At 38.3% G+C, this 24,734-nt stretch carries 18 protein-coding genes; 10 read left to right on the plus strand and 8 right to left on the minus strand.

Annotated elements, in window-relative coordinates:
* Positions 1–166 precede the first annotated feature (166 nt).
* Positions 167–1,222, minus strand: a complete 1,056-nt coding sequence (locus tag HMPREF1528_RS09625) for a M14 metallopeptidase family protein (RefSeq protein WP_016479594.1) — start codon at positions 1,220–1,222, stop codon at positions 167–169.
* A gap of 387 nt (positions 1,223–1,609) precedes the next feature.
* On the opposite strand from HMPREF1528_RS09625, the gene HMPREF1528_RS09630 reads away from it, so the two are divergent.
* Both HMPREF1528_RS09630 and mnmE read left to right on the plus strand, forming a co-directional pair.
* Positions 1,610–2,056: a helix-turn-helix domain-containing protein gene (locus tag HMPREF1528_RS09630; RefSeq protein ID WP_016479595.1), complete on the plus strand. Its 447-nt coding sequence runs from the start codon at positions 1,610–1,612 to the stop codon at positions 2,054–2,056.
* Between the two features lie 56 nt (positions 2,057–2,112).
* Positions 2,113–3,531, plus strand: a complete 1,419-nt coding sequence (gene mnmE / locus HMPREF1528_RS09635; RefSeq protein WP_016479596.1) for a tRNA uridine-5-carboxymethylaminomethyl(34) synthesis GTPase MnmE — start codon at positions 2,113–2,115, stop codon at positions 3,529–3,531.
* Here the strand turns inward: mnmE and HMPREF1528_RS09640 are convergent.
* From HMPREF1528_RS09640 to pyrH, 7 genes are all read right to left on the minus strand, one after another.
* The gene (locus tag HMPREF1528_RS09640) at positions 3,493–3,963 is read right to left on the minus strand and encodes a hypothetical protein (RefSeq protein WP_016479597.1); all 471 of its coding nucleotides are present in this window, start codon (positions 3,961–3,963) and stop codon (positions 3,493–3,495) included. The genes mnmE and HMPREF1528_RS09640 overlap by 39 nt on opposite strands.
* A 4-nt stretch (positions 3,964–3,967) precedes the next feature.
* Complete coding sequence (locus HMPREF1528_RS09645; protein ID WP_009750472.1) at positions 3,968–4,528, minus strand: hypothetical protein; 561 nt, start codon at positions 4,526–4,528, stop codon at positions 3,968–3,970.
* 27 nt (positions 4,529–4,555) lie between these two features.
* A complete protein-coding gene (locus tag HMPREF1528_RS09650) occupies positions 4,556–5,314 on the minus strand; it encodes a hypothetical protein (protein ID WP_016479598.1) in 759 nt (252 codons plus the stop codon).
* A gap of 3 nt (positions 5,315–5,317) precedes the next feature.
* Positions 5,318–7,063, minus strand: a complete 1,746-nt coding sequence (locus HMPREF1528_RS09655; protein ID WP_016479599.1) for an alpha-amylase family glycosyl hydrolase — start codon at positions 7,061–7,063, stop codon at positions 5,318–5,320.
* 41 nt (positions 7,064–7,104) lie between these two features.
* Positions 7,105–8,209, minus strand: a protein-coding gene (gene prfB, locus HMPREF1528_RS09660; RefSeq protein ID WP_015782918.1) for a peptide chain release factor 2 whose coding sequence is annotated in 2 segments (ribosomal slippage) — positions 7,105–8,148 and positions 8,150–8,209 — 1,104 coding nt in all. Because the reading frame shifts where the segments join, the coding sequence is not laid out codon by codon here.
* A 61-nt stretch (positions 8,210–8,270) separates the two neighbouring features.
* Positions 8,271–8,825 (minus strand): ribosome recycling factor, encoded by a 555-nt coding sequence (gene frr, locus HMPREF1528_RS09665; RefSeq protein WP_009750469.1) that lies wholly within the window; start codon positions 8,823–8,825, stop codon positions 8,271–8,273.
* A gap of 69 nt (positions 8,826–8,894) precedes the next feature.
* On the minus strand, positions 8,895–9,602 hold the full coding sequence (pyrH, locus tag HMPREF1528_RS09670; RefSeq protein WP_002671891.1) for a UMP kinase: 708 nt from the start codon (positions 9,600–9,602) through the stop codon (positions 8,895–8,897).
* 670 nt (positions 9,603–10,272) lie between these two features.
* Here pyrH and HMPREF1528_RS09675 point away from each other — a divergent pair.
* From HMPREF1528_RS09675 to HMPREF1528_RS09710, 8 genes are all read left to right on the plus strand, one after another.
* Entirely contained in the window at positions 10,273–11,088 is an 816-nt protein-coding gene (locus HMPREF1528_RS09675) for an endonuclease I family protein (RefSeq protein ID WP_016479602.1), read from the plus strand.
* 5 nt (positions 11,089–11,093) lie between these two features.
* Positions 11,094–12,995: an ATP-dependent DNA helicase RecQ gene (locus tag HMPREF1528_RS09680; protein ID WP_016479603.1), complete on the plus strand. Its 1,902-nt coding sequence runs from the start codon at positions 11,094–11,096 to the stop codon at positions 12,993–12,995.
* A 41-nt stretch (positions 12,996–13,036) separates the two neighbouring features.
* Positions 13,037–16,366: a transcription-repair coupling factor gene (mfd, locus tag HMPREF1528_RS09685; RefSeq protein WP_016479604.1), complete on the plus strand. Its 3,330-nt coding sequence runs from the start codon at positions 13,037–13,039 to the stop codon at positions 16,364–16,366.
* Positions 16,367–16,432: 66 nt separating this feature from the next.
* Positions 16,433–19,306: an excinuclease ABC subunit UvrA gene (uvrA, locus tag HMPREF1528_RS09690; RefSeq protein ID WP_016479605.1), complete on the plus strand. Its 2,874-nt coding sequence runs from the start codon at positions 16,433–16,435 to the stop codon at positions 19,304–19,306.
* 193 nt (positions 19,307–19,499) lie between these two features.
* Entirely contained in the window at positions 19,500–19,979 is a 480-nt protein-coding gene (locus tag HMPREF1528_RS12990) for a helix-turn-helix domain-containing protein (RefSeq protein WP_016479606.1), read from the plus strand.
* Positions 19,966–20,457 (plus strand): IS30 family transposase, encoded by a 492-nt coding sequence (locus HMPREF1528_RS12995; RefSeq protein ID WP_016479607.1) that lies wholly within the window; start codon positions 19,966–19,968, stop codon positions 20,455–20,457. The genes HMPREF1528_RS12990 and HMPREF1528_RS12995 overlap by 14 nt, the downstream gene beginning before the upstream one ends.
* Positions 20,458–20,565: 108 nt before the next feature.
* Entirely contained in the window at positions 20,566–23,454 is a 2,889-nt protein-coding gene (locus tag HMPREF1528_RS09705) for a SusC/RagA family TonB-linked outer membrane protein (RefSeq protein WP_034568013.1), read from the plus strand.
* Positions 23,455–23,466: 12 nt separating this feature from the next.
* Positions 23,467–24,600 carry a DUF1735 and LamG domain-containing protein gene (locus HMPREF1528_RS09710; RefSeq protein ID WP_016479609.1) on the plus strand — a complete coding sequence of 378 codons (1,134 nt, stop codon included), beginning with the start codon at positions 23,467–23,469 and terminating at the stop codon, positions 24,598–24,600.
* The last annotated feature ends 134 nt before the right edge of the window (positions 24,601–24,734 follow it).

Consider the following 24,734-nt stretch of genomic DNA (forward strand, 5'->3'; position numbering starts at 1 on the left):
ACCCACTGTAGACCCACTGTAGACCCACTGTAGACCCACTGTAGACCCACTGTAGACCCACTGTAGACCCACTGTAGACCCACTGTAGACCCACTCATTGTTCGTCTATTCTATAAGTTTCCTATAAGCCCCACCTAATTAGCCATTAATCATTAACCATTCACCATTAATCTATTTTCAATGTCGATAAATCCAAGTGATTTTTAATATAATCTCTATCAATAGCTGAACTTATAAACTTCGATAAAACATCTTCTTTATGTCCGTATTTTTTAGATAAATCATCAATCTCAGCAATATAAGGCACAAACGAGATTTGTCCATTCTCCAAAACTTCCTTATAAAGAATACCTACATCATTACCACGATGGGTGTCGTCTCTTAAAATAATATCGTAAAAACATTTATCGTTTTCAGGTATACTGAAGTAATCTTTATGGTTCACATTTGTAACATCACAAGTGGCAATATATTGTAGAGCTCTAAATATAGCCATAGCAATATATACTCTCGTTTGTTCACGATTGTAATCATTAGAAAAGTGCCCTGCTTCAAAAAGAATAGTGGGTGTACCTAATTGTGTATACTTATCTCCCGTACAATTGATATTAAAACTATCGTCAAAACGCGCTACCTGATTAGGTATATGGTGCTGTAAAGTGTTATTCATTACTATAATCACTTCCATTGCCTTCTGCCGTACTTCATTAATACTGCGCTCTTCATTATAAGCAGGTGCTAAGAAAGAAACTGTAGCTGGCAAAGGTGTCTGTCCTACACTGAAAATAGTGCGCTGGTCGTGCAGATTAAAGCAATAATTGGGCTGTACAAGTTCATAAGCTTTCCGTAAACACTTACTCTCAGGTTGTGTAAGTTCATCGGCATCACGGTTAAGGTCTACGCCGTTATGATTTACACGTGTAAACACCTCAGCACCGTCGGGATTAAGCATAGGAATGCAATAAACACTTAATTCCGATAAGAAATCAGCTGTTTTAAGCTTGTTTAAAACATCAAAAAGCGCTTTGGTAGTAGTTGATTCATTACCGTGCATTTGCGACCACATAAGTATCTTTTTATTGCCTTTTCCTACTCTGTACAGGTCAATAGCTGTCCCTTTAACTGAAGTACCTAAGGATATTACCTCCTCAAAAGGGTATTTATCTAAAAGTGGGGCTATCATCGGATAAGTGATATAACGCCCAAAAAGCTGTTTTTTCATCTGTATATTAATATTTAAAAGCAAAAGTAATAAATATTCATTAAAGTACAACCTGTAATAAAGTAAAAGTTTCCTTATATTTAAGCGTTATATTTGTATCATTTAATATTCACAATTGTAAAACTATCAACTATACTAAATATACTAATCAACGATTATTATGCTCTATAAAAAGGCTTTCCCTCCTATTCTGAAATACCATTTTCACAATAATTATACCTATAGATTATTTTTATAGTAGTTTTATATAATACTATAAACGAATGATTTACGTTGTAATCATAAATAAACACTTTAATATGATTGAAAATATCCTTGTTTATACTTGTATATCTCAAAATATTGATTTACATTTGTGCATTCTTAGAAAAATAAACAAACGTTACAATGTTAAACACATCAGACTTTGCCATTCGCTTACAACAAGTGATGGATTATTACGGTTTAAATGCTGCAGCCTTTGCTGATAGCTTAGAGATTCAGCGTTCAGGAATTTCTCATCTCTTATCAGAACGCAACAAACCGAGCTTGGATTTTATCCTAAAGCTCATCGAAAAATTTCCTGAAGTAGATATGTATTGGATTACACAAGGAAAAGGAAGTTTCCCTCGTAAGGAAGATAAAGAACTTGCTAGCGCTAAAAAAACGCAACAACCTGACCTTTTCAGTGATATTCCTGAAATAGAAATGCAAGCCCCTACTCCTGCTCCACCTTCTGCTGCAATAGAAGAAAAGCAAGTAGAGACAAAAGCTTTACCATTATCCACTGATAAGCATATTAAACGAATTATTTTCTTTTATGAAGATAATCGCTTTGAGGTTTTTGAAAATTAGTAGATTGATAGTAATGAAAAAATCACTACATTTGCACCAATTTTCAATAACATAGAATGAAGAGAGATAATTCGTTATATATAAATGATACGATTGTAGCTTTGGCAACTGCTTCAGGGGTCGGTGCTATTGCTGTAATTCGCCTTTCGGGAAAAGAAGCCATTGCCATTGCCGACTCGGTGTTCAAACCTTATACTGGAAAATCTTTACTTGAAGCTCCGTCACATACAGTTCATTTAGGAACTCTCGAAAGTAAAGACCAAGTAATCGATGAGTGTTTGGCTACTATTTTCAAAGGAACTAAATCTTATACAGGTGAGCCCGTAGTTGAGTTTTCGTGTCACGGAAGTAATTATATCGTAGAAGAAGTTATCAAGCTGTGCTTGGCAAAAGGAGCTCGTTTAGCCGATGCTGGGGAGTTCACCAAACGTGCTTTTCTCAATGGTAAATTAGCGCTCAATCAAGCGGAAGCCGTTGCCGATTTGATTGCCTCCGATAGTAAGGCTTCTCATCAGGTAGCATTACAGCAAATGCGAGGTGGTTTTACTTCTGAGATAGAAGGATTACGACAAGAATTATTAAACTTTACCTCATTATTAGAACTTGAATTAGACTTTTCGGAAGAAGATGTAGAGTTCGCCGATAGAACTCAGTTTAAAGCGCTTTTGAGCACTATTAAAACCACTGTTTTATCTCTCTTACAATCATTTTCAGTAGGTAATGTACTAAAAAATGGTATTCCTGTGGCTATTGTAGGGAAGCCCAATGCGGGCAAATCTACTTTATTAAATGCCCTTCTGAACGAAGAACGCGCTATTGTATCGGATATTGCAGGTACTACCCGCGATACTATTGAAGAAACGCTTCATATAGGAGGCATTGCTTTTCGTTTTATTGATACCGCAGGAATTCGTGATACTCAAGACCAAATCGAGGCTATAGGTGTACAAAAAGCTAAAGAAAAGATAGAAAAAGCCTCTATTGTGCTCTACTTATTCGATGTAAAAGATAGCTCTGCCCAAGAGATTATTTCCTTTGTAAAAGAAAATTACCGCGAAGGAACCAAATTTGTACTATTACACAACAAAACTGACTTATCAACAGAAAGTAATATAACTCCTTTTGATAATGAGATTTTACAATCCTTGAAAGGCTATACTGATACACTACTAAGAATATCAGCTAAAGAAGGAAACAATATTTTAGCCCTTAAAGATTTTCTCTCTCACTATGCTCAAAGTCTTAATAATACAGGTAAAGCAACTATTATTACTAATATCCGCCACTACGAAGCTCTACACAATACCTTACAAAGTATTGAAAGAATAGAACAAGGATTACAATTACAACTTTCAGGTGACCTATTAGCTATCGATATCCGCGAAGCTCTCTATCATTTAGGTTCTATCACAGGAGCTGTAAGCAATGAAGAGGTCTTAGGAAACATCTTTTCCCGCTTCTGTATCGGCAAATAAGATATCTTGCTGAATATTATCCTCTTTTTTCTTCTTCTTGAACAACAAATAATAAAAGCAAGTGATAAACCACCCTACCCAAAAGAGATAAAACCCTAAATGAAAGCTCAACTTCATCATTTTATGTGAAGTAGTTGTGAAGTCAATATAGGTAAAGTAAGCTCCTATTCCTCCTAAAACAATAAGTAAAAAGGCTAATAATCTACTAAACGATACGCTTACTTTTGCTTTAAACAGTTGTAATACAGCAATAAGTACTAACTGTATTACCAATAATAAAAGAGCCGTTTTCCACCAAGTTTTGAAAATGGTATACTCACGGTACATTGTACTTATGCCTATTTTCCCTATAAACGACATTTTGGATATTAAAACCCCAGATATAAGGCTTAATAATGCTTGTACCAAACCAAGTATAGTTACGTTTTTCATAAGTTTATTTCTTTATAATCTTCCAGCCATTTTTCTCATTGTATTTCAGCTTAAATTTCTGAGTAATAAAGGTTGTATTAGGATACGGGTCTTTACCAAAATTATAAAAAGGTGTTTTCTCTTTATCTAATACTACATTACAAATAACCACCTTTTCTGAGTTCTTCTCAATAGTAATCCCTTTATCATTTAATTTATAAATGATTGTTTTAACATTAGCACTGTTCTTGTTCTGTTTCACAAGGTAAGGAAGTGCTTCTTTAGTAAGAGTAGGAGAGATTATATATACGCTATCCTTTGAAAACCATCTCTTCCTACTTTTCTCATTATTAATATCAATAAGCCCTTCATCTGCTAATTCCTGTATAGTAATTAGCAAATCTTTGTCTTTAGTACTGTCTAACTTCTGCTTATTGGTATTAAATTTCCCTGTCTCAAATAAAGGGTTCTCTTCTAAATAATCAGCAATAAGGTTAGATACCTCATCTTTACTTATTTGATTGCTCGAATTACAAGCTGTAAAAAAGCTTAAAGCTAAAACTATGAGTGAAAAATAAAACTTCATATATCTAAATTTTTAATTATTATCTTATTAAATACTTGCCATTGCCTCATAAAAGTCGGCTTCGTCTATGCCCATATTCTGGCATACCCATTTGGCTGCTTCTATATAGCTCAATTGTTCATCACTTGTTTCACCCAAGGGCAATTCGCCTTCGGGGGTAATGAGGTAAGTCTCACCATTATGAGTTTCAAACGCTGGAATACTATACTCCATCTTGCGAATAGGACTCTCATTATTCCCTACTAACTCATTTAATAGCAGGTCTTCTTCATTGTAAATGAGTATTCCTCCTTTGGTTATCCCCTCTATAAATTGTTTATAAATATCTTTATTTTCTTCTATCATATCGCTGATAAGAGCTACTGTGGGGTGCAACATAGCCCCCTCTTCATTACCTTCTATAAGCACAAATTCAGTATCAGCAAAATGCACTTGCTTCCCTTGGATAGGACTTTCAAAGTAGTAGCTCACTGGTTGATTACAAAAATCCATAGTGTGGAGCACCCTTGCCAATACTTCTTTTCTTCCTTTGTTACCTGTAATTACTACACGAGTTTTGTGTTTAAAGTATTCGTATAGAAAAGAGGTAGGCGATAGAATATTAAGTCCTAAGTGTTGCGCTTGTAATAAGTCTGGGTGTGTATGAGAAAGATGTGAGTCTACCACCACGTAATCAATTGTAGCCGTCATCTCTTCGGGGAGTGTAGTGATATGATGTCTTTTGTGTAGCTCAGCCATTAACGGACGCAAATGCGTACTGGGAGCTACTATAAAATGAATGTTCATAATTTACGAATCTACTAATTTGCTAATTTTGAATATTAAAGACTCCAAAGGCGCTATATCTACTCGCAATCTTCCTTTGCCGTTTACAATCTGTAAGGTAGTGTGTTTTTCATTGTAAAGAGCATCGGTAAGCGTATAAGTACCATCGTTTAAGAACCAACTACCCAACAAGTAAGCTGGCAACTGCAAGTCAAAACCAAAGTAGTCATGCTCACTAAAGTTGCTCACAATCACCCACTGTTCGTCCTCATTGCCTCTTGCAAAACTGTACACCCTATCGTTGTAATACTCTGTATGCTGCCGATTGTATTGGTGCAAATCAATATAAGCCCCATTCACTTTTAAGTTGAGCAATCGCTGGTAGAAATTGCGTAAAGAACGTTCTGCCTCTGATAACTGACCGCCGTCAAAGCACTTATTATTCACCCAGCGTTGGTGTGCAGGAACACCTATATAATCAAAAATAGACGTACGCGACGGACTACCAAATCCTGCTACTTCCGCTGCTTTCTCCCCTACTTCCTGACCAAAATACAGCATCACCGGCGACTCGCTAATAAACGTAGAGACTGTCATCGCTGGTTTAGCTTTTTCAGCATATCCCGCAAACTCAGGCGAAGCTATACGCTGTTCGTCGTGGTTCTCCAAGAAGTGTAACATACGATGTGCAATATCAGCAAGGTTGTGCTGTATAGGGGCAATGGCATCAGTGCTGTGTCCGTGAGTTACAATATTGCGCAAAGTGTCGTACAGTTGCACCTTGTCGTATAGATAGTCCATCTTGCCTAAATGCAGATAAGGACGATATTCATTAGGATTGTATACTTCAGCCAATAAAAATGCCTTTGGATTCTGGTGCTTGATAGCCGAATTGAGATAACTCCAGAACTCCACCGGCACCATTTCAGCCATATCATAACGGAAGCCGTCTACTCCTTTCCCGAGCCAATACAAGGCTATATCTTTAAATTTTCTCCAAGTGTCGGGTACTGTTTTATCAGCCCAAAAGTGGTAATGTGCTTCAGTATCTTCATTTTCAAAGCTTGCAGGTAGTTCAGCAAAATCTTTAGTACCGTTGGGACGTACCCCGTAGTTGAGTTTTACCGTTTCATACCAGTCATTGCGGTCGGGTTTAGAAGCACGTGCTCCATTGCCCGTCCATTTAGCAGGAAACTCGTGATACTCACCATAAATACCCTCAGGCAACTGAAAAGCTTCATTAGGATTGTAATAGAAATTGTTATTTACCGCATATTGTACAGTGGTATCATCGTCTTCACCAAAACCGCGTGTGCCTTCCGGCTTGGCTATACTCTCATACCGACGCGCCACGTGGTTAGGCACTATGTCCATTATTACTTTCAATCCGCATTGGTGGGTACGGGCGATGAGGGCTTCCCATTCCTCCAAGCGTTGTGTAGGGTCATCGGCAAGGTCGGGGTTTACAGTGTAGTAATCCTTAATAGCATAAGGCGAACCCGCACGACCTTTTACCACTGCGGGAAAGTCGTTGCTGATGCCATAAGCTGTATAGTCGGTAGTAAGAGCGTGGTGTAACACCCCCGTAAACCAAATATGTGTTACTCCTAATGCTTTGAGTTCTTCAAGAGCTTTTGTAGTAAAGTCAGCAAACTTACCTACACCGTTCTCTTCTATCGTCCCCCAAGGTTTATTAGTGGTATTAGTATTGCCAAAAAGCCTTGTAAGCACCTGATAAACTACTATTTTATTATCATTCATTACCCCCATATTCCAAAAGTATTAACCACTAACCATTAATTCGTTAACCATTACAAATCGCCCGTACGGCTCGTACCCATAAGCATTAGGTAGGCTTTGAGAAACTCATCTAATTCACCGTTCATTACGCTATCTACATCAGTAGATTCGTAATTGGTGCGTACGTCTTTCACAAGTTTGTAGGGGTGCATTACATAGTTGCGTATTTGTGAGCCCCATTCTATCTTCATCTTTCCTGCCTCTATCTCATCACGCTTGGCTTGACGCTTTTTGAGCTCTATCTCATACAACTGCGATTTGAGTAGTTGCAACGCCTTGTTCTTATTATCCAACTGACTGCGGGTTTCGGAATTCTCAATAATGATACCCGTAGGGTGGTGACGCAAACGTACAGCTGTCTCTACCTTGTTTACATTCTGCCCGCCAGCACCACTGGAGCGCATCGTCTCAAAGGTAATATCAGCGGGATTAATGTCTATTTCAATAGTATCATCTACCAAAGGATACACGTATACCGAGGCAAAAGAAGTATGGCGTTTAGCATTACTATCAAAAGGTGAGATACGTACCAATCGGTGTACGCCATTTTCACCTTTTAGGTAGCCAAAAGCGTATTCGCCTTCAATCTCTATGGTAACCGTTTTTACTCCTGCCACATCACCTTCTTGGAAGTTAAGTGTTTTTACCTTATATTTTTGGTTATTGCACCACATCGTGTACATACGTAGTAGCATCGATGCCCAGTCACAGCTTTCAGTACCACCTGCGCCTGCCGTAATTTGCAATACCGCACTCATCGTATCGCCCTCGTCCGAAAGCATATTGCGGAACTCCAATGCTTCAATAGCGTGTAAAGCTTGGGTGTATTGGTGGTCTACATCCTCCGCAGTAGCTTCGCCTTCTTTAAAAAAGTCAAGTAGTACTTCTATATCCGAGGTAAGATTTTCGGCTTCCTCATAGTCTTCCACCCATTTCTTTTTAGTGCGAAGCTCGCGCATCACTTTCTCAGCTTCTTTCGCATTATCCCAAAAGTCAGGTGCAAAAGTCTTTTCTTCTTCGTTGCTTATTTCAATACGTTTGGCATCTACGTCAAAGATACCTCCTTAACGCACCCAGGCGATTCACTAAATCCTTTACTTGTTCGTTATTTGTCATTTCTTATTACTTATTGTATTACTATACCCTCTTACCTCTTATCTCTTATCTCTTACCTAAACTAAACTTTTAGGATCTCAGCTTCTTTTACAGCTAATACTTCTTCTACTTTCTTAATGTATTTGTCGGTGAGCTTTTGCACACGTTCTTCAGCTTCTTTCTTCACATCGTCCGAAGCTTCTACCTTTTTAATCTCTTTATTAGCGTCTTGGCGGGCGTTACGCACACTTATTTTAGCGTCTTCACCTTCACCTTTGGCTTGTTTCACGAGCTCTCTACGGCGTTCTTCGGTAAGTGGTGGTACGGTAATAATCACCATTTCGCCATTGTTCATTGGGTTAAAGCCCAAATTAGCTATTTGGATAGCTTTCTCAATAGGCTGAATCATTTTCTTTTCCCAAGGTTGAATAGAGATAGTACGTGAGTCGGGAGCTGATACATTGGCTACCTGACTAAGAGGTGTTTGCGCCCCGTAATAGTCCACCATTACACTACTTACCATTTGCGGACTCGCCTTGCCAGCGCGGATATTGGCTAAAGCCTTATCTAAGTGTTGCAAAGCCTCTTGCATCGCTTCGCTTGTAGTTTCTAAGATAATATTAATTTCTTCGTTCATTGTATATTGTTTTTAATTATTTGTTAGTTGTTAGTCTTCAATTGTTAAAGAAGCATCGCAATATAACCATTAATCATTGACCGTCGTTCCTACATTTTCGCCTGCTACTACTTTAGCGAGGTTGCCTTTTTTGTTCATATCGAATACGATGATAGGCAAATGGTTTTCTTGGCTAAGGGTAAAAGCCGTCATATCCATCACTTTAAGGTTTTTATCAATACACTCATTAAAAGAGATATGGTCGAACTTCACCGCATTAGGGTCTTTTTCAGGGTCGGCATTGTAGATACCATCTACACGAGTACCTTTAAGGATTACATCAGCATTGATTTCGATAGCGCGAAGTACCGCTGCCGAATCGGTTGTAAAGTAAGGATTACCCGTTCCCGCTCCAAAAATCACTACGCGTCCTTTTTCTAAGTGGCGTACTGCACGGCGTTTGATAAAAGGTTCAGCTATAGCTTCCATCTTGATAGCTGTTTGCAAACGGCTAAAAAGTCCTTCGTCTTCTAAGGCACTTTGTAGGGCAAGCGAGTTGATAACGGTAGCCAGCATACCCATATAGTCGCCTTGCACTCTATCCATACCATTGCTAGCACCAGCTACCCCGCGGAAGATATTCCCCCCGCCAATTACTATAGCCACTTGCACGCCTTGGTTCACTACCTCCTTAATTTCGGCAGCGTATTCTTTTAAACGTGCGGGGTCAATGCCGTACTGGCGACTTCCCATAAGGGCTTCCCCGCTGAGTTTTAGTAAAATTCGTTTGTATTTCATATATGAAAAATGTATTTTATCTAAAGAGTCTGTTTTATAACAAATCGTATATACGTACTTATTTTGGGGGCAAAGATAATGATTAATTAACAATTAACAACATACCATTGAGAATTAAATTCGCAAAATGCGTTCTTTTTTTCTTTCATTTCCACTTTGTCCCCCTCTTATTCTTAATTTTTCTTTGTCTTTCCCCTATCTATCCGTGTGGCTTGCACCGTCATTTGTATAAACTTTGCCAAAGTTCCAAATCTTTGGAAAAGTTGAAATCCACTAATAACCTTCTTTTTATCTCTGCCTTAGCTTCAACTTTCCTTCTACTTAGGTTCGTTGTTCCTTCGTTCATCGTTCGTCTTTTGTTCGTTGTAGAGCCACTATAGACCCACTGTAGACCCACTCTTCCTTCGCCTGTTGTTCGTTTATCCTATAAGCCTTCTTAATTTCACCATTAATCATTAACCATTAACCATTAATCAATATTTGCTTATTTAATAATTACTTCGTACCTTTGCACTATCATTTAATGAAAATAAGAAATAAAGAAGTATAATGCAACAGTCTGTTTTCAGTACTGATATTACACATCAAAATGAGAATGTACTATTGAAAACCGTTACTAATGCTAAAGTTAGCTTTTTCGTGTAAACAAATAACTAAAATTTAAATACATATGAAAAGAATTTATGTTTTATTATTCGTAATGCTCTTGTTAGCTTGCAAGAATGATGACCAAGCACAACCTCTCCCTGTTGTACCTCCTGCTCCTAACCCTCCTACCACCACTACTCCCACTACTGAGGAGCCCATCCCTCCTGTAAAGATTACAGTACCCGAGGAGTTAAAAACTTACTATAAAGGGATTGATTTCACTAAAACGGGGACAGCTTTGTATGATGATTTAGCAGCTCTTACTATCACTAAGCATAAAAATCAATTAGGTTATGGTGAGCGCCATAAATATCTTTATAAAGCCGATGCAAGCCTTAAAAATCCCCAAAATGTTGTACTGGTTTACACAGGAGAAGAACGTTTCTGGAAGGAGTACGAAGGTAATAAAGGATATAGTCCCACTACTTTTAATACAGAGCATATCTACCCTCAGTCTAAAATAGAAAATAATGCCAAAGGAGACTTACATCACCTAAGGGTATGTGATAAGAGTGTCAATTCTCGCAGAGGAAACTACCCATTTAGCGAAGGAAAAGGCAATGCTAAACTTAGTAATAAAACGTGGTATCCTGGTGATGAATGGAAAGGCGATGTAGCGCGAATGGTATTGTATTTAAACTTACGCTATCACGAACCTTTAAATAATGAAATTAGTACCGGAGGTGTTGAAATGCTCCTAAAATGGAATGACGAAGATCCCGTTTCTGACCTTGAACGTCAGCGTAACAATGTGATTGAAAAGGCACAAGGTAACCGTAATCCGTTTATTGATTTTCCTCAATTGGTGCGTCCAGCATACAAAGGTTATAAGCAGTAGTATTTATGGAGAATGAACCTCTGTACATACTCAAAAAGTATTGGGGGTACGACGGTTTTCGCAACTCTCAAGAAGCTGTTATCAACTCGGTATTATCCGGAAAAGATACCTTAGCCTTATTGCCTACGGGTGGAGGAAAGTCTATTACTTTTCAAGTGCCTGCTATGATGAAAGAAGGCATCTGTATAGTTGTATCTCCCTTAGTAGCCCTAATGACAGACCAAGTAGAGGCACTTAAAAATAGAGAAATACGTGCACTATCGTTATCGGGAGGTCTCCCCTACTCTGAGCTCGAACGCTTGCTAAACAATGCTCTCTATGGGCAATACAAATTCTTATACCTATCCCCTGAACGTCTGCAACAGGAATTGGTGCGCTCCTATCTCAAAGCAATGTCTATTAACTTAATAGTGATAGACGAAGCACATTGTGTATCACATTGGGGTAAAGATTTTCGTCCTGCTTATTTACAGTGTAAATGGCTGAAAGAAGAATTCCCTAACGTCCCATTATTGGCACTCACAGCTTCGGCAACGCATCAAGTACAGCAAGATATCTTACATCATTTAGGTATAGAAAATGCTACTGTTATCAGTACTTCTTTAGCACGCCCTAATATTGCTTACAAAGTGTATAAGGTTTCCGATAAATGGCACGAGTTACTACAACTGTTAAGAAAGACCGAAGGGAGTACTATCGTATACTTGCGCAGCAGAAATGGTTGCATACAATTGGCTGAACTCTTGCAGAATCACGGTATCTCAGCAGCCTATTTTCACGGAGGTCTTCCTGCCGAAGAAAAGAATAAAAAGCTCAGTATGTGGTTGCTGAACGATGTGCGGGTAATGGCAGCTACTAATGCTTTCGGAATGGGGATAGACAAACCTGATGTGCGTTTCGTAATTCATTGGGATATACCTCAAACCTTAGAGGACTATTTTCAAGAGGCTGGACGTGCAGGTCGCGACGGTAATCCAGCCGAAGCTATCCTATTCTATGGTAAAATCGACGTTGAAAATGCTAATAAACTGCTAAAAGATTACTTGGTAGACATTCCCTTTCTCAAGCTACTTTATGCGAAACTTAATGCTTATTTTCAAATAGCGATAGGTGAAGGACAAGAAGGGATATTCAGTTTCTTTTTCCCCGACTTCTGGAAGCGTTATCAGCTATCACCCATAAAGTCCTATAATGGTTTGCAGGTGTTAGACCGAATGTCTATTATTTCACTCAGCCAGCAATTTTACAAGAAGGTTACTTTGCATATTACAGCTCCTGCCCCTCAACTTATTACTTATTTACAAACGCATCGTTATCTAAAAAATCTTGTTATCTATCTCATAAGGTCTTACCCTCTTATCTACAGTCAGCCTATAGCTTTGGAGATGGAAAAAATCACTGAACTCACAGAACTCGACTATCGTGATATCATCAAGAATTTAGAACATTTGCACAACGATGGAATGGCTATCTTAAAAAACGAAGCTTCTGATATTCAAATTGTCTTTAATGTGCCTCGTGATGATGATCGCACTATCAATAGTATTTCTAAAAACTTAAAAGAGTACAATCACACCAAGCTAACCTTGCAAGAAGCAGTATTCCGCTATCTTCAAAATGAGGATACTTGTCGCAACATCCAGCTCTTAGAATACTTCGGTGAAAAATCCGAAAAGCCTTGTGGAGTATGTTCAAATTGTATTGCCAAACTACCTCCTCCAAAAGTTGATAAAAAAGAGGTTAAAGAAGCAGTTTGGAGTCTATTGAAGTCCAAATCTATAACCCCCAATGAGCTCCTTATCGCATTGCCGTTCCCTGAAAAAGATATCAATAAGGTTTTGGAAGAACTTTTGTATATGCAAAAAATAGCTTATAACAACTGTAATGAATTAGTTGTTAATTCCTAATTTATGCGTACCTTTGCACTTTGTAATCATAATCCCTATTTGTGAAAGAGTTATTACAATTATTCGCAGAAAATAGTACTTATAAAAGTTTATTAACTGAAATTAAAGCACATCATAATATCGTTGCCAATGGTTTGGCAGGGGCTTCTCTGTCCTTACTCATCGCTAATGTTTATACTAATACCAAGCGTCCGCTATTGGTACTCTTGCCCGACAAAGAAGAAAGTGCCTATTTGTTAAACGACTTAGAGACCTTAGTAGGCGAACAAGTACTCTTCTTTCCTGATAGCTATCGCCGTCCGTATCAAATTGAAGATACCGATAATGCCAACGTGTTACTGCGTGCTGAAGTGCTCAATCAGCTGAGCAATAGTGGGCAACCTCTGATAGTAGTTTCCTACCCCGAAGCGCTCTTCGAGAAAGTTATCACTCGTAAGCAATTGGAGCAAAATACCTTAAAGATTAGCAAAGGAGACCAACTAACCATTGAACTCTTGAACGAAGTGCTTTTCTCCTATAATTTCAATCGTACTGATTTTGTAACCGAACCTGGCGAGTTTTCAGTACGCGGAGGGATTGTTGATGTTTTTTCTTTCTCAAATAACGAACCTTACCGCATTGAATTCTTTGGCAATGAAGTAGAGAGTATTCGCACCTTCGATGTCGAAACACAGCTATCAACAACACAGCTTTCTAAGATTACCATTATCCCTAACGTCGAAAACAAAGAAGGTAATGAGGTACGTCAATCATTTTTAGAGTATATCAGCGAACAAACCCTTTTAATATCTAAGGAAACATCTACTTTTGGAGCAAAAATCGACAAGCTCTTCACTAAAGCTACTGACATTTACGAAAAGCTCCCTAATGAAGTAAAACACAGTACACCCGATGTGCTATATTGTCAATCAGAAGATTTATTAAACCAAATGGGGAGATTTCAGCAAATAAATATAAATCTTCCCTCATCTTTCTCCAAAGGCGAAAAAGAGATTGTTTTCCGCACTACACCACAGCCCTCATTCAACAAGCAATTCGAACTTCTTATCAGTTATTTAAACGATAAACACACTGAGGGATACCAAAACTATATCCTCTGTGGCAGTGAGCAACAAGCCAAACGCTTCCACGACATCTTTGAGGAGATGGAACAAAAAGTGCATTACAAAACGCTACTGATTTCTCTACACGCAGGCTTTATAGATAATGAGCACAAGCTGAATGTCTTTACTGACCATCAAATATTTGAGCGTTACTACAAATTCCAGCTGAAGAACGGATATGCTAAAAAGCAAGCAATTACGCTCAAAGAGTTAATGCAATTAGAAGTAGGCGACTATGTAACCCATATCGACCACGGTATTGGCAAGTTTGCTGGATTACAGAAGATAGAGGTTGAAGGCAAGCAACAAGAGGCAATCAAACTGATTTACGGCGACCGCGATGTCCTATTCGTAAGCATTCACGCCCTACATAAAATCACTAAATACAACGGTAAGGACGGCAAGCCACCCAAGATATACAAATTAGGTTCTGGAGCCTGGAAGGCGCTCAAGCAGAAGACAAAAACAAGAGTGAAGGAAATAGCCTTCAACTTGATTCAGTTGTATGCTAAACGTAAAGAATCTAAAGGGTATGCATACTCTCACGACAGCTATATGCAGAACGAACTGGAAGCCTCTTTCCTATATGAAGATACACCCGACCAAAGCAAAGCTACTGCCGAAGTAAAAGCTGATATGGAGAGTCCAAAACCTATGGACAGATTGGTGTGTGGCGATGTTGGGTTTGGAAAAACCGAAGTAGCTATTCGCGCTGCCTTCAAAGCGGTAGACAACGGCAAGCAGGTAGCGGTATTGGTACCTACTACGGTACTCGCTTTTCAGCACTTTCAAACCTTTAGTCAGCGTATGAAAGACTTCCCTGTGCGCATCGATTATCTTAACCGATTCCGCACAGCTAAGGAAAAGAAAACTATCTTAGAAGAACTGGCAAATGGTCAATTAGATATCATCATCGGAACTCATCAGATAGTAGGCGAAAAGGTTGCTTATAAAGATTTAGGTCTACTGATAGTAGACGAAGAACAAAAGTTTGGTGTAGGCGTGAAGGATAAGCTCAAAACCCTCAAAGAAAACCTCGATGTGCTCACCCTCACTGCTACACCTATCCCCCGAACCTTACAGTTCAGCTTAATGGCAGCTCGCGACCTATCAGTAATCAATACGCCACCCCCTAACCGCTACCCTATCGACTCTCAGGTAGTACCTTTCAGCGAAGAGATAATACGCGATGGTATTCGTTATGAAATTCAGCGAGGCGGACAAGTGTTCTTTATGCACAACCGTGTAGAGAATATTCAGGAAGTAGCAGGTATGATTCAACGCCTATTACCTGATGCACGTATAGCCATTGGTCACGGACAAATGGACGGAAAAAAATTAGAAGAAACAATGTTAGCCTTTATGGATGGTGCTTACGATGTATTAGTAGCTACTACTATCATTGAAAATGGTTTAGATGTACCCAATGCTAATACCATCTTTATCAATAATGCACATAATTTTGGCTTATCCGATTTACACCAAATGCGTGGACGTGTAGGTAGAAGTAATAAAAAAGCATTTTGTTACTTCATCACCCCTCCGTTGGTAGCGATGAGTGATGATGCCCGCAAGCGTATTGAAGCTATAGCTCAGTTCTCCGATTTAGGAAGCGGGTTAAATATTGCTATGAAGGATTTGGAAATTCGTGGAGCTGGTGACCTCTTAGGCGGGGAACAAAGTGGATTTATCAATGAGTTAGGCTTCGAAACTTATCAGAAAATATTGCAAGAAGCTATAGTAGAGCTCAAAGAAAATGAGTTCTCAGAACTATATCACACTGCCGAAGAAGATAAAACTTACCTCACCGATACTCAAATAGACACCGATTTTGAATTGCTCTTTCCTGATACCTATGTCAATAGAGTGGCAGAACGACTCAATCTTTATAACGAACTGAGTAATTTACCCAATGAGGAAGCTTTACAGCAGTACCAACGCAATCTTACCGACCGTTTTGGCAAACTTCCTCCCCAAGCTATCGACTTGCTCAACAGCGTGCGAGTGAAATGGATAGCTACTCGTATGGGAATTGAAAAGCTCGTGATGAAAAACGGTAAGATGACAGGCTATTTTATCTCCGACCAAAACAGTCCATTTTACCAAAGTGAGCGTTTTCAAAAGGTGCTACTCTTTGTACAACGTTACCCTAACAAGTGTCGTATGCAAGAGAAAGAAACCCGTAACGGGTTGCGTTTGCTCCTTATTTTTGAAGGAATCAATACTGTGTATCAAGCCTTAAAAGTAATGCAGTTATTAGATGCATAGAAAGATTATTATCGTCTAATTATTTAATCATAGGCTACTTATGGTAGCCTCTATAACAGTCACTAAATGAAAAAGAAAACGAATAATGTAGCTCCCACTGATGTACTTGAAGTTCAAGGTGCACGGGTGCATAACCTCAAAAATATAGACCTTTCCATACCTCGCGAAAAGCTTGTAGTCTTCACAGGGCTTTCAGGTAGTGGCAAGTCTTCATTGGCTTTTGATACTATTTATGCCGAAGGACAACGCCGTTATATCGAGACTTTCTCGGCTTATGCTCGCCAGTTTCTCGGGGGATTAGAGCGCCCCGATGTAGATAAAATCGACGGACTCTCACCAGTAATTGCTATCGAACAGAAAACTACCTCCAAATCACCGCGCTCTACAGTAGGTACAATCACCGAAATCTACGACTTCTTGCGCCTGCTATTTGCCCGTGCTTCCGATGCTTATAGCTACGTAACGGGCGAAAAAATGGTAAGTTATACCGATAGCCAAATTCAGGAACTCATTACCAAGGAATACAAAGGCAAACGCATTAACCTATTAGCTCCTGTGGTACAATCGAGAAAAGGACATTACCGCGAGCTTTTTGAGCAGATTGCCAAACAAGGCTTTGTAAAAGTGCGTACCGATGGCGAAATTCGTGATATCGAAAAAGGTATGAAGCTCGACCGTTACAAAACACACGATATTGAAATCGTGATCGACCGTATGCAAATTGATGATACTGACGACACCCAAAAACGCCTACAAGAAAGTATCAAAATTGCAATGAACTACGGCGACGATGTGCTAATGGTTTTAGAACACGATCAAAAAAAAGCTCACTATTTCAGCAGACACTTGATGTGTCCTTCTTCGGGCATTTCATATCCTCTTCCTGAACCTAATACTTTCTCGTTTAACTCTCCCAAAGGAATGTGTCCGCACTGCAATGGGTTGGGTGAAGTACAAGAAATCAACCTATCTAAAATTATCCCCGACCCTTCTACCTCTATCAAGAATGGAGGAATTACAGCAGTGGGAGAGCAAAAGAACACTTGGATTTTCAAACAATTAGAGCTCATTGTACAAAAGTTCGGTCATAAACTCTCCGACCCTATTGAGGCACTTCCTAAAGAAGCGATGGATATTATTCTCTATGGTGGTAAAGATAAATACGCTATCAAATCGGATGTATTAGGCATTACGCGCAATTTTGAAATTGATTTCGAAGGTATCATCAACTTCATCAAAAGCCAGCACGAAAATGCCGATATGGCAGCTATCAAGCGCTGGGCTGAAGAGTTTATGGATACTATTCCTTGTGAGGAATGTCACGGTACTCGCTTGCGCAAAGAGGCGCTTTACTTTAAAATAGCTGATAAAAATATAGCTGAACTATCTGCCTTAGATATTACAGATTTATTGGCGTGGTTCAAATCTCTACCTGAGCATCTCTCTACCAAACAGCGCAAAATAGCAGAAGAAATTATCAAAGAAATTACCACCCGACTCCAATTCCTCATAGATGTAGGGCTTACTTATTTAGCCCTTAACCGAAGTTCTAAATCGTTATCTGGAGGAGAAGCTCAGCGTATCAGACTGGCAACGCAGATAGGTTCTCAACTCACAGGGGTACTCTATATACTCGATGAACCTAGCATTGGTTTGCATCAGCGAGATAACAAAAGGCTTATCAACTCGCTGAAATCGCTCAGAGATATTGGCAACTCAGTAATTGTGGTAGAACACGATGAAGAAATGATACAAGAAGCCGATTATGTAGTGGATATAGGACCTAAAGCGGGCGTAAATGGAGGGGATATCATCTTTCAAGGAACGCCTAAAGAGTTGCTAAAAGCAAATACCATCACCGCCGACTATATGAGTGGGAGAAAGAAGATTGAAATACCTACCCAAAGGCGCAAAGGCAATGGCAAAGAAATTATCTTAAAAGGCTGTACGGGCAACAACTTGAAGAACATAACCGTAAAATTCCCTTTAGGGGTAATGATAGGGGTAACAGGTGTATCGGGAAGTGGCAAATCAACACTTATTAACGAGACACTGTATCCTATCTTAAACGCTCACTTCTTTAATGGCGTAAAAAAACCGATGCCTTATAAAAGCATTGAGGGCTTAGAACATATTGATAAGGTAATCGATATCGATCAATCACCTATTGGGCGTACACCTCGTTCAAATCCTGCTACCTACACAGGTGTTTTCAGTGAAATACGCAACCTTTTCACCCAAGTACCCGAAGCGCAAATACGTGGCTATAAACCAGGTAGATTTAGTTTCAACGTGAAAGGCGGTAGATGTGAAACCTGTGAAGGCTCAGGCTTAAAGGTGATTGAAATGAACTTCCTCCCCGATGTCTATGTGCCCTGCGAAACTTGTAAAGGAAAACGCTTCAACCGCGAGACCCTTGAAGTGCGATACAAAGGGAAATCTATTGCCGATGTGCTGGATATGACTATAAGTGAGGCAGTAAAATTCTTTGAACCTATCCCTAAAATATACCGCAAACTAAAAACTATTGAAGAGGTAGGTTTAGGCTACATCACTTTAGGACAACAATCTACTACACTTTCAGGAGGAGAAGCCCAACGGGTGAAGTTAGCTACAGAACTTTCTAAAATAGACACGGGCAATACTTTTTATATATTAGATGAACCCACCACAGGACTCCATTTTGACGATGTAAAGGTACTCCTCGAAGTACTCGACCGTTTGGTAGATAAGGGCAATACTGTTTTAGTGATAGAGCACAACCTCGATGTTATCAGAAAAGTAGACTATATCATAGATATAGGGCACGATGGAGGAAAGGCAGGTGGCGAAGTAATAGCCTTTGGTACTCCTGAAGAGGTAGCTAAAAACAAGAAGAGTTTCACTGCTGAGTATCTGATTAGTTTTCTTACTCTCTTACTTTCTTTATTCTATCTCTGAAAATCGTATTTAGTAATAGAACTTATATGTAAGTTCCACTAATAATAGCAATTTTAAGTAGTAAATTTTAGTAAAACTTTTATTTTTCAGAGGGTTGCCCCTTAGAGGCAAAACCCTCTGAAAAATAAAAAAAGAGAAAAAACTATAAAAGTCTTTTCTCTTTCAAAATAAATGCTTTTCTTTGTAAATGACAATGAAAGAATATAAGCATTTAAATTTGGTGCAAAGGTCAGTAATTTCTGCTTTAAAAGCAAGCGGAATCAAACAAAAAGATATTGCTCTTTATGCAGAGTGTAATCCCTCTACCGTCAGTCGAGAGCTGTCAAGAAACAAAACAAAGACAGGAAAATACAGTCCAAAAGTAGCTCAAGAAATCTCAGAAGAGCGTAAAGAACGTTTTAGAAAAGAACGTAAATTTACTAAAGAAATGAAAGTTTTTGTTATTAAGCATATCTCTGAAGAACAGTGGTCTGTTGAGCAAATTGTAGGGTATTGTAAAAAAAATAGAATACCAATGGTTGGAAAAACAACTATCTATAATTTCATTCACCAAGACAAAGAAAACGGAGGCGAACTATACAAACACACTCGTCATCAGCTTAAGCATAGAAGTAGAGCATTGTACACTTGTAAAAAGAAAGTAGAAGATAAAAAGTCTATTGGAACGTCCTGAGGTTATAAGTCAGAAAACAGAGTTTGGACACTGGAAAATAGATTTAATTGTAGGAGCAGGAAATAAAGGAGCGATACTTACATTGGTTGAAATGACTACTAAAATGTTATTTATGAAAAAGTTAAAAGAAGGAAAGAAAGCTAAATCATTAGCAGATGAACTTATAGATATGACCTTGCCTTACAAAAACTATATAAAGACAATTACTGCTGACAATGGTAATGAATTTTATGACTTTAAGCGAGTTGAAAAGAAATTGAACCTACAATTTTTCTTTGCTCATCCTTATAGTTCTTGGGAGCGAGGTCTTAGTGAACACACCAATGGTCTTGTACGGCAATACATACCAAAAAACACTGATTTTAAAGATATTACAGATAAAGAAATTAAAGAATATCAATATAAAATTAATAATAGACCAAGAAAAGTATTAGATTTTGAAAAACCTAAAGATTTATTCTATCGGAAAGTAATCTGAAAAATTGCACTTGATGGTGGAATGGGAGATATTTAAAAAAATGTGTAAAAATTTTGTATAAGTGAATAAAAGTTGTACCTTTGCGGGGTATATTTATATGTAAACGCTATGAAACAGAAAATACAACTTGTGTTAGTCTTGCTATTCTTATTTGCAGGAGTGGTTCAAGCACAGATGAAAAACATTACTGGGGAAGTTCTCGATGAGAACAATCAACCTATGCCATCGGTTGCAGTAATTATTAAAAACACACGTTCAACAAAAGCTACTAAAGGTGTTTCAACGAATACTGATGGTAAGTTTGAACTCAAAGCCAAAGTAGGTGATGTACTTGAGTTTAGTTTTTTAGGATATGAACCCCAGCAAAGAAAAGTAGAGGGTAAAAATAAGAATATTAACTTTAAGATAGTCTTAAGACCCCAAATAATAGAGCATATTGATCATATTCTAATAGGTAAGCCAAAATATTCTACTGCTCTAGGAATTTATCAAGAAGGGGAAGTTTTACCCTATCAACAACAAAAAGTTTCAGACAAGGACCTCACTCAAGTCAAGCAAGCAAATTTTGTGAATAGCCTTGATGGTAGAGTTGCAGGTTTGCATATCCAGCGAAGTGCTACGGGTATTGGTGGGGCTACAAAAGCTACTATGCGTGGAGTTCGCTCACTCTTTGGTGATAATAATGTACTGTACGTGATAGATGGAATGCCCATCGCTAACCAAGCTGAAAGAGGTATTGGAGGCGATGGTAGAGATACCAGCGAAGGTATTTCTGACCTCAATCCTGAGGATATTGAAGAAGTAGTTGTATTACAAGGAGCGCAAGCAACGGCACTCTATGGAGCTTCAGCTGCCAATGGTGTGGTACTCATTCGCACTAAAAAAGCTGAAAGTAACCAATTTAAAATTAACCTTTCTTCTTCAATAGAGTTTGTAAATAAACTCACAAAGCCTGAGTTTCAAGAAACATATGGCAATGAGTTAGGACAATACACTTCACTGTCCACTCGTGCTTTACCTAAGGGTACTTCTTTTAATATAAATGATTTTTATAAAACTGGACACGTGTACCAGAATGCAGTAAGCATTTCAGGAGGTATAGATTTTAAAGAAGGTAAAAATAAAACTTACGCTTCATTAGCTTCTTTACAATCAGGTGGTATAGTGCCCAACAGCATATATAACCGTTATAATGCTTATTTGCACAATACTACTTCTCTGTTAAATGATGCTTTACAAATAGACCTTTCGGGGAACTATATCCGTCAGTATGAACGCAATCAAGTAGCCTCTGGTATTGCTTTCAATCCTATAGTGGGCTTGTACTTATACCCAAGAGGGGAACAATTTGGTCAAGAACGTTATTTTGAACGTTATGATGCTATCGCAGGTTATGCTAAGCAATATTGGATTGCAGGTTCAGGTACGCCCGATACACCGGCTAACTTAGGTGAAAATGTCCAAAATCCTTATTGGATAGCGTACAGAAATTTACGTCCTACTACTAAAGACCGTTATATGTTTTCAGGTAAAGTAAGCTATAAAATTATAGGAGATTTAGACGTAGTAGCACGCTTCCGTATAGATAATACAGCCTCTACAATGGACGATAAGCGTTATGCTTCTACACTTCCTGCTTATGCAGGCATTAATGGTTATTATGCTCATTGGAAAGAGACTTTCAAACAACAATATGCCGATGTACTCTTACATTACAATAAAAATCTATCGAATGACTTCAGTTTAGATGCTCATTTAGGAGTTTCGTATGAAGGGTACAATACTCAAGTAGAAGGTTACAAAGGTAATCTACATAACGTAAATAATTTTACTCAAAGCAATATCAAAACTCCTACAGCTATAACCCACCCATTGTGGGGAAAACGGAGTAACACGGCCTTCTTTGCAATGGCTGAAGTAGGTTGGCAATCTAAGATTTATCTTACCCTCACAGGTCGTACTGATAAACCGTCCGATTATCCTTCTACAAATAAAAATATGGTCTTCAGTCCATCAGTAGGTGTTTCAGCTTTGTTACATCAATTTATAGGTATAGATAAAGATATATTAAGTTATGCAAAATTGCGTGGAGGCTATAGTCAAGTAGCAACTCCTATGAGTTATGCAGGCTTAGGGGTAGCTGAAACGTCTCGCGCTTGGTTAGGTGATGCGTATAGTTTGCCTAATTACCCTACTGATTTACAGTTAGAGCGTACCACTTCTTATGAAGTAGGCTTAGATACCCAATGGTTTAACAATCTTTCTTTTAACGCTACTTTCTATCATACTCGTACTAATAATCAATTAGTACCTATTGTATGGCAACAAGCAGGTGAAGTGCAAAATCAAGGAGCAGAAGTTGCTTTAAGGTATACTTATCCTAATACTTCTAAAGGGGTAAATTGGGAAACTCAGCTTGTTGCTTCTACTAATAAGAACAAAATTGTGAGTTTACCTCACGAGATAGCCAACGGTATGTATACCTTACGTGAAGGTGGTGAAATAAGTGATATATACGATGCAAATGGCAACAAATTAGGCTCTACCAATCCTGATTGGCTATTAGGGTGGCAAGGAAAGATTAGCTATAAGAATTTCGATTTGAATTTCTTGTTTAAAGCGCGTTTGGGAGGAATAGTTTTTTCAGAAACAGAACGTTATTTCGATCGCTATGGGGTGTCTAAAGCCTCTGCCGATAACCGAGCTAACTATGCTACTTTCATAGCTAATAGAACGGCTTCTGATTATCAATATTCGGCTACCAATATTCGTCTACAAGAAGCTGCCCTTACCTATCATTTTAGAGAAGGATTCATTGTAAAAGGCTTAAAAGACCTCAGTGTATCATTAGTAGGCAACAACCTGCTAATGCTCTATAACAAAGCACCTTTTGACCCCGAAATAGTGCCTTCTGTAGGTACTTATGGCAGTGGATACGACAAATTTATGTTGCCTTCCATAAGAAGCTATGGACTTAATGTGAAAATGCAATTCTAAAATTCTACAAAGATGAAAAAGATATTTTTAATACTTGGCTTACTAAGTGTAATAGCTTGTCAAGACGAAACTACCGACAAAACGCCTCAAGCTCCCAATGTATATCAGGGAGTATTTCTCGATGGTAATAATGTCGTTGAAGTGTACGTACAAGAATACCAAGATAACAAGATTCAAAACTTAAAGGTGAAACTGATAAGAGCTGCAGGTAGGATAGTATCAGCTCAGCTTATCACAGGTGATGCTCAAACCTTAACTGACTATAATGCACAATATGGTACAGATTACAAACTCTTACCTACTGATAAATATAGTATTGATGAAAATGCCATCTTCAATACTTATGAAACAGAAACTCCTATTGATATTACCATTAGTGAACTAACGTTTCCTAACAACGAAGTGTATGCGCTACCCATACAAATAAGAGGTAGAAATAATATTGAAGCTATTGCAGGACAAGACCGTTTGCTTTTAGTAGTCCATAAAGAAACAAGAACAAAGGTATTGAGTATGGCAACTACAAAAGCTATTACAGAAGAAGCTCTATCTAATAACGAGCTCCCTCAATGGACTTTTGAAGCTACAATTAATTGCTCAAATCTTATAGGAAGCAACCCAATAGTAGGAGTAACATCTAATACTCATCAAGTTGAGATAGGCTTTACAAACAATCAATTAGACGTAAAAGCTTCGGATATTTCAATATTAATACCTACTGAGGTATTTAAGGCACAAACTAATAAATGGTATCCTATTGCAGTAACCTGTGACGGCAATACCCTGCGTGTATATGTTGAAGGAAAAGAGGTAGGTTCTAAAACAGCAAATACTAATAGTAGAATTTATATAAAAGATTTATGGTTTGCGGGAGCTAATGAGCTTCTCAGAGAGGTGCGTTTGTGGAAACGAGCCTTAACCCAAAAAGAAATACAATTACAGTTGTGGAGAACTCTTAAGCCTACAAATGATTTACTGCTTTATTATCCTCTCAATGGTAAGAAATATAATAAAACTTCTAATACCATTACAGATGATGAAACAAAACTATGGGATTGGTCTCCCACAGGCACCTCAATGGAACTTCCCTCAGGAGCAACTTTTAATAACGGTACAGGTTATGGTATTATTTTTCCTCCTAGATAGACGGATATAAAGAAGATTTTACTATTTTTAAGTATTTGATAATTATTAGATTGATAAAAAATGTACAAAAAAGTTTCTAAAATATTTGTGCAGAATAAAAAGTTGTTATACATTTGCAACCGCAAAAGCAAAGG

Source organism: Capnocytophaga sp. oral taxon 336 str. F0502, assembly GCF_000411575.1.
Taxonomy (GTDB): Bacteria; Bacteroidota; Bacteroidia; order Flavobacteriales; family Flavobacteriaceae; genus Capnocytophaga; species Capnocytophaga ochracea.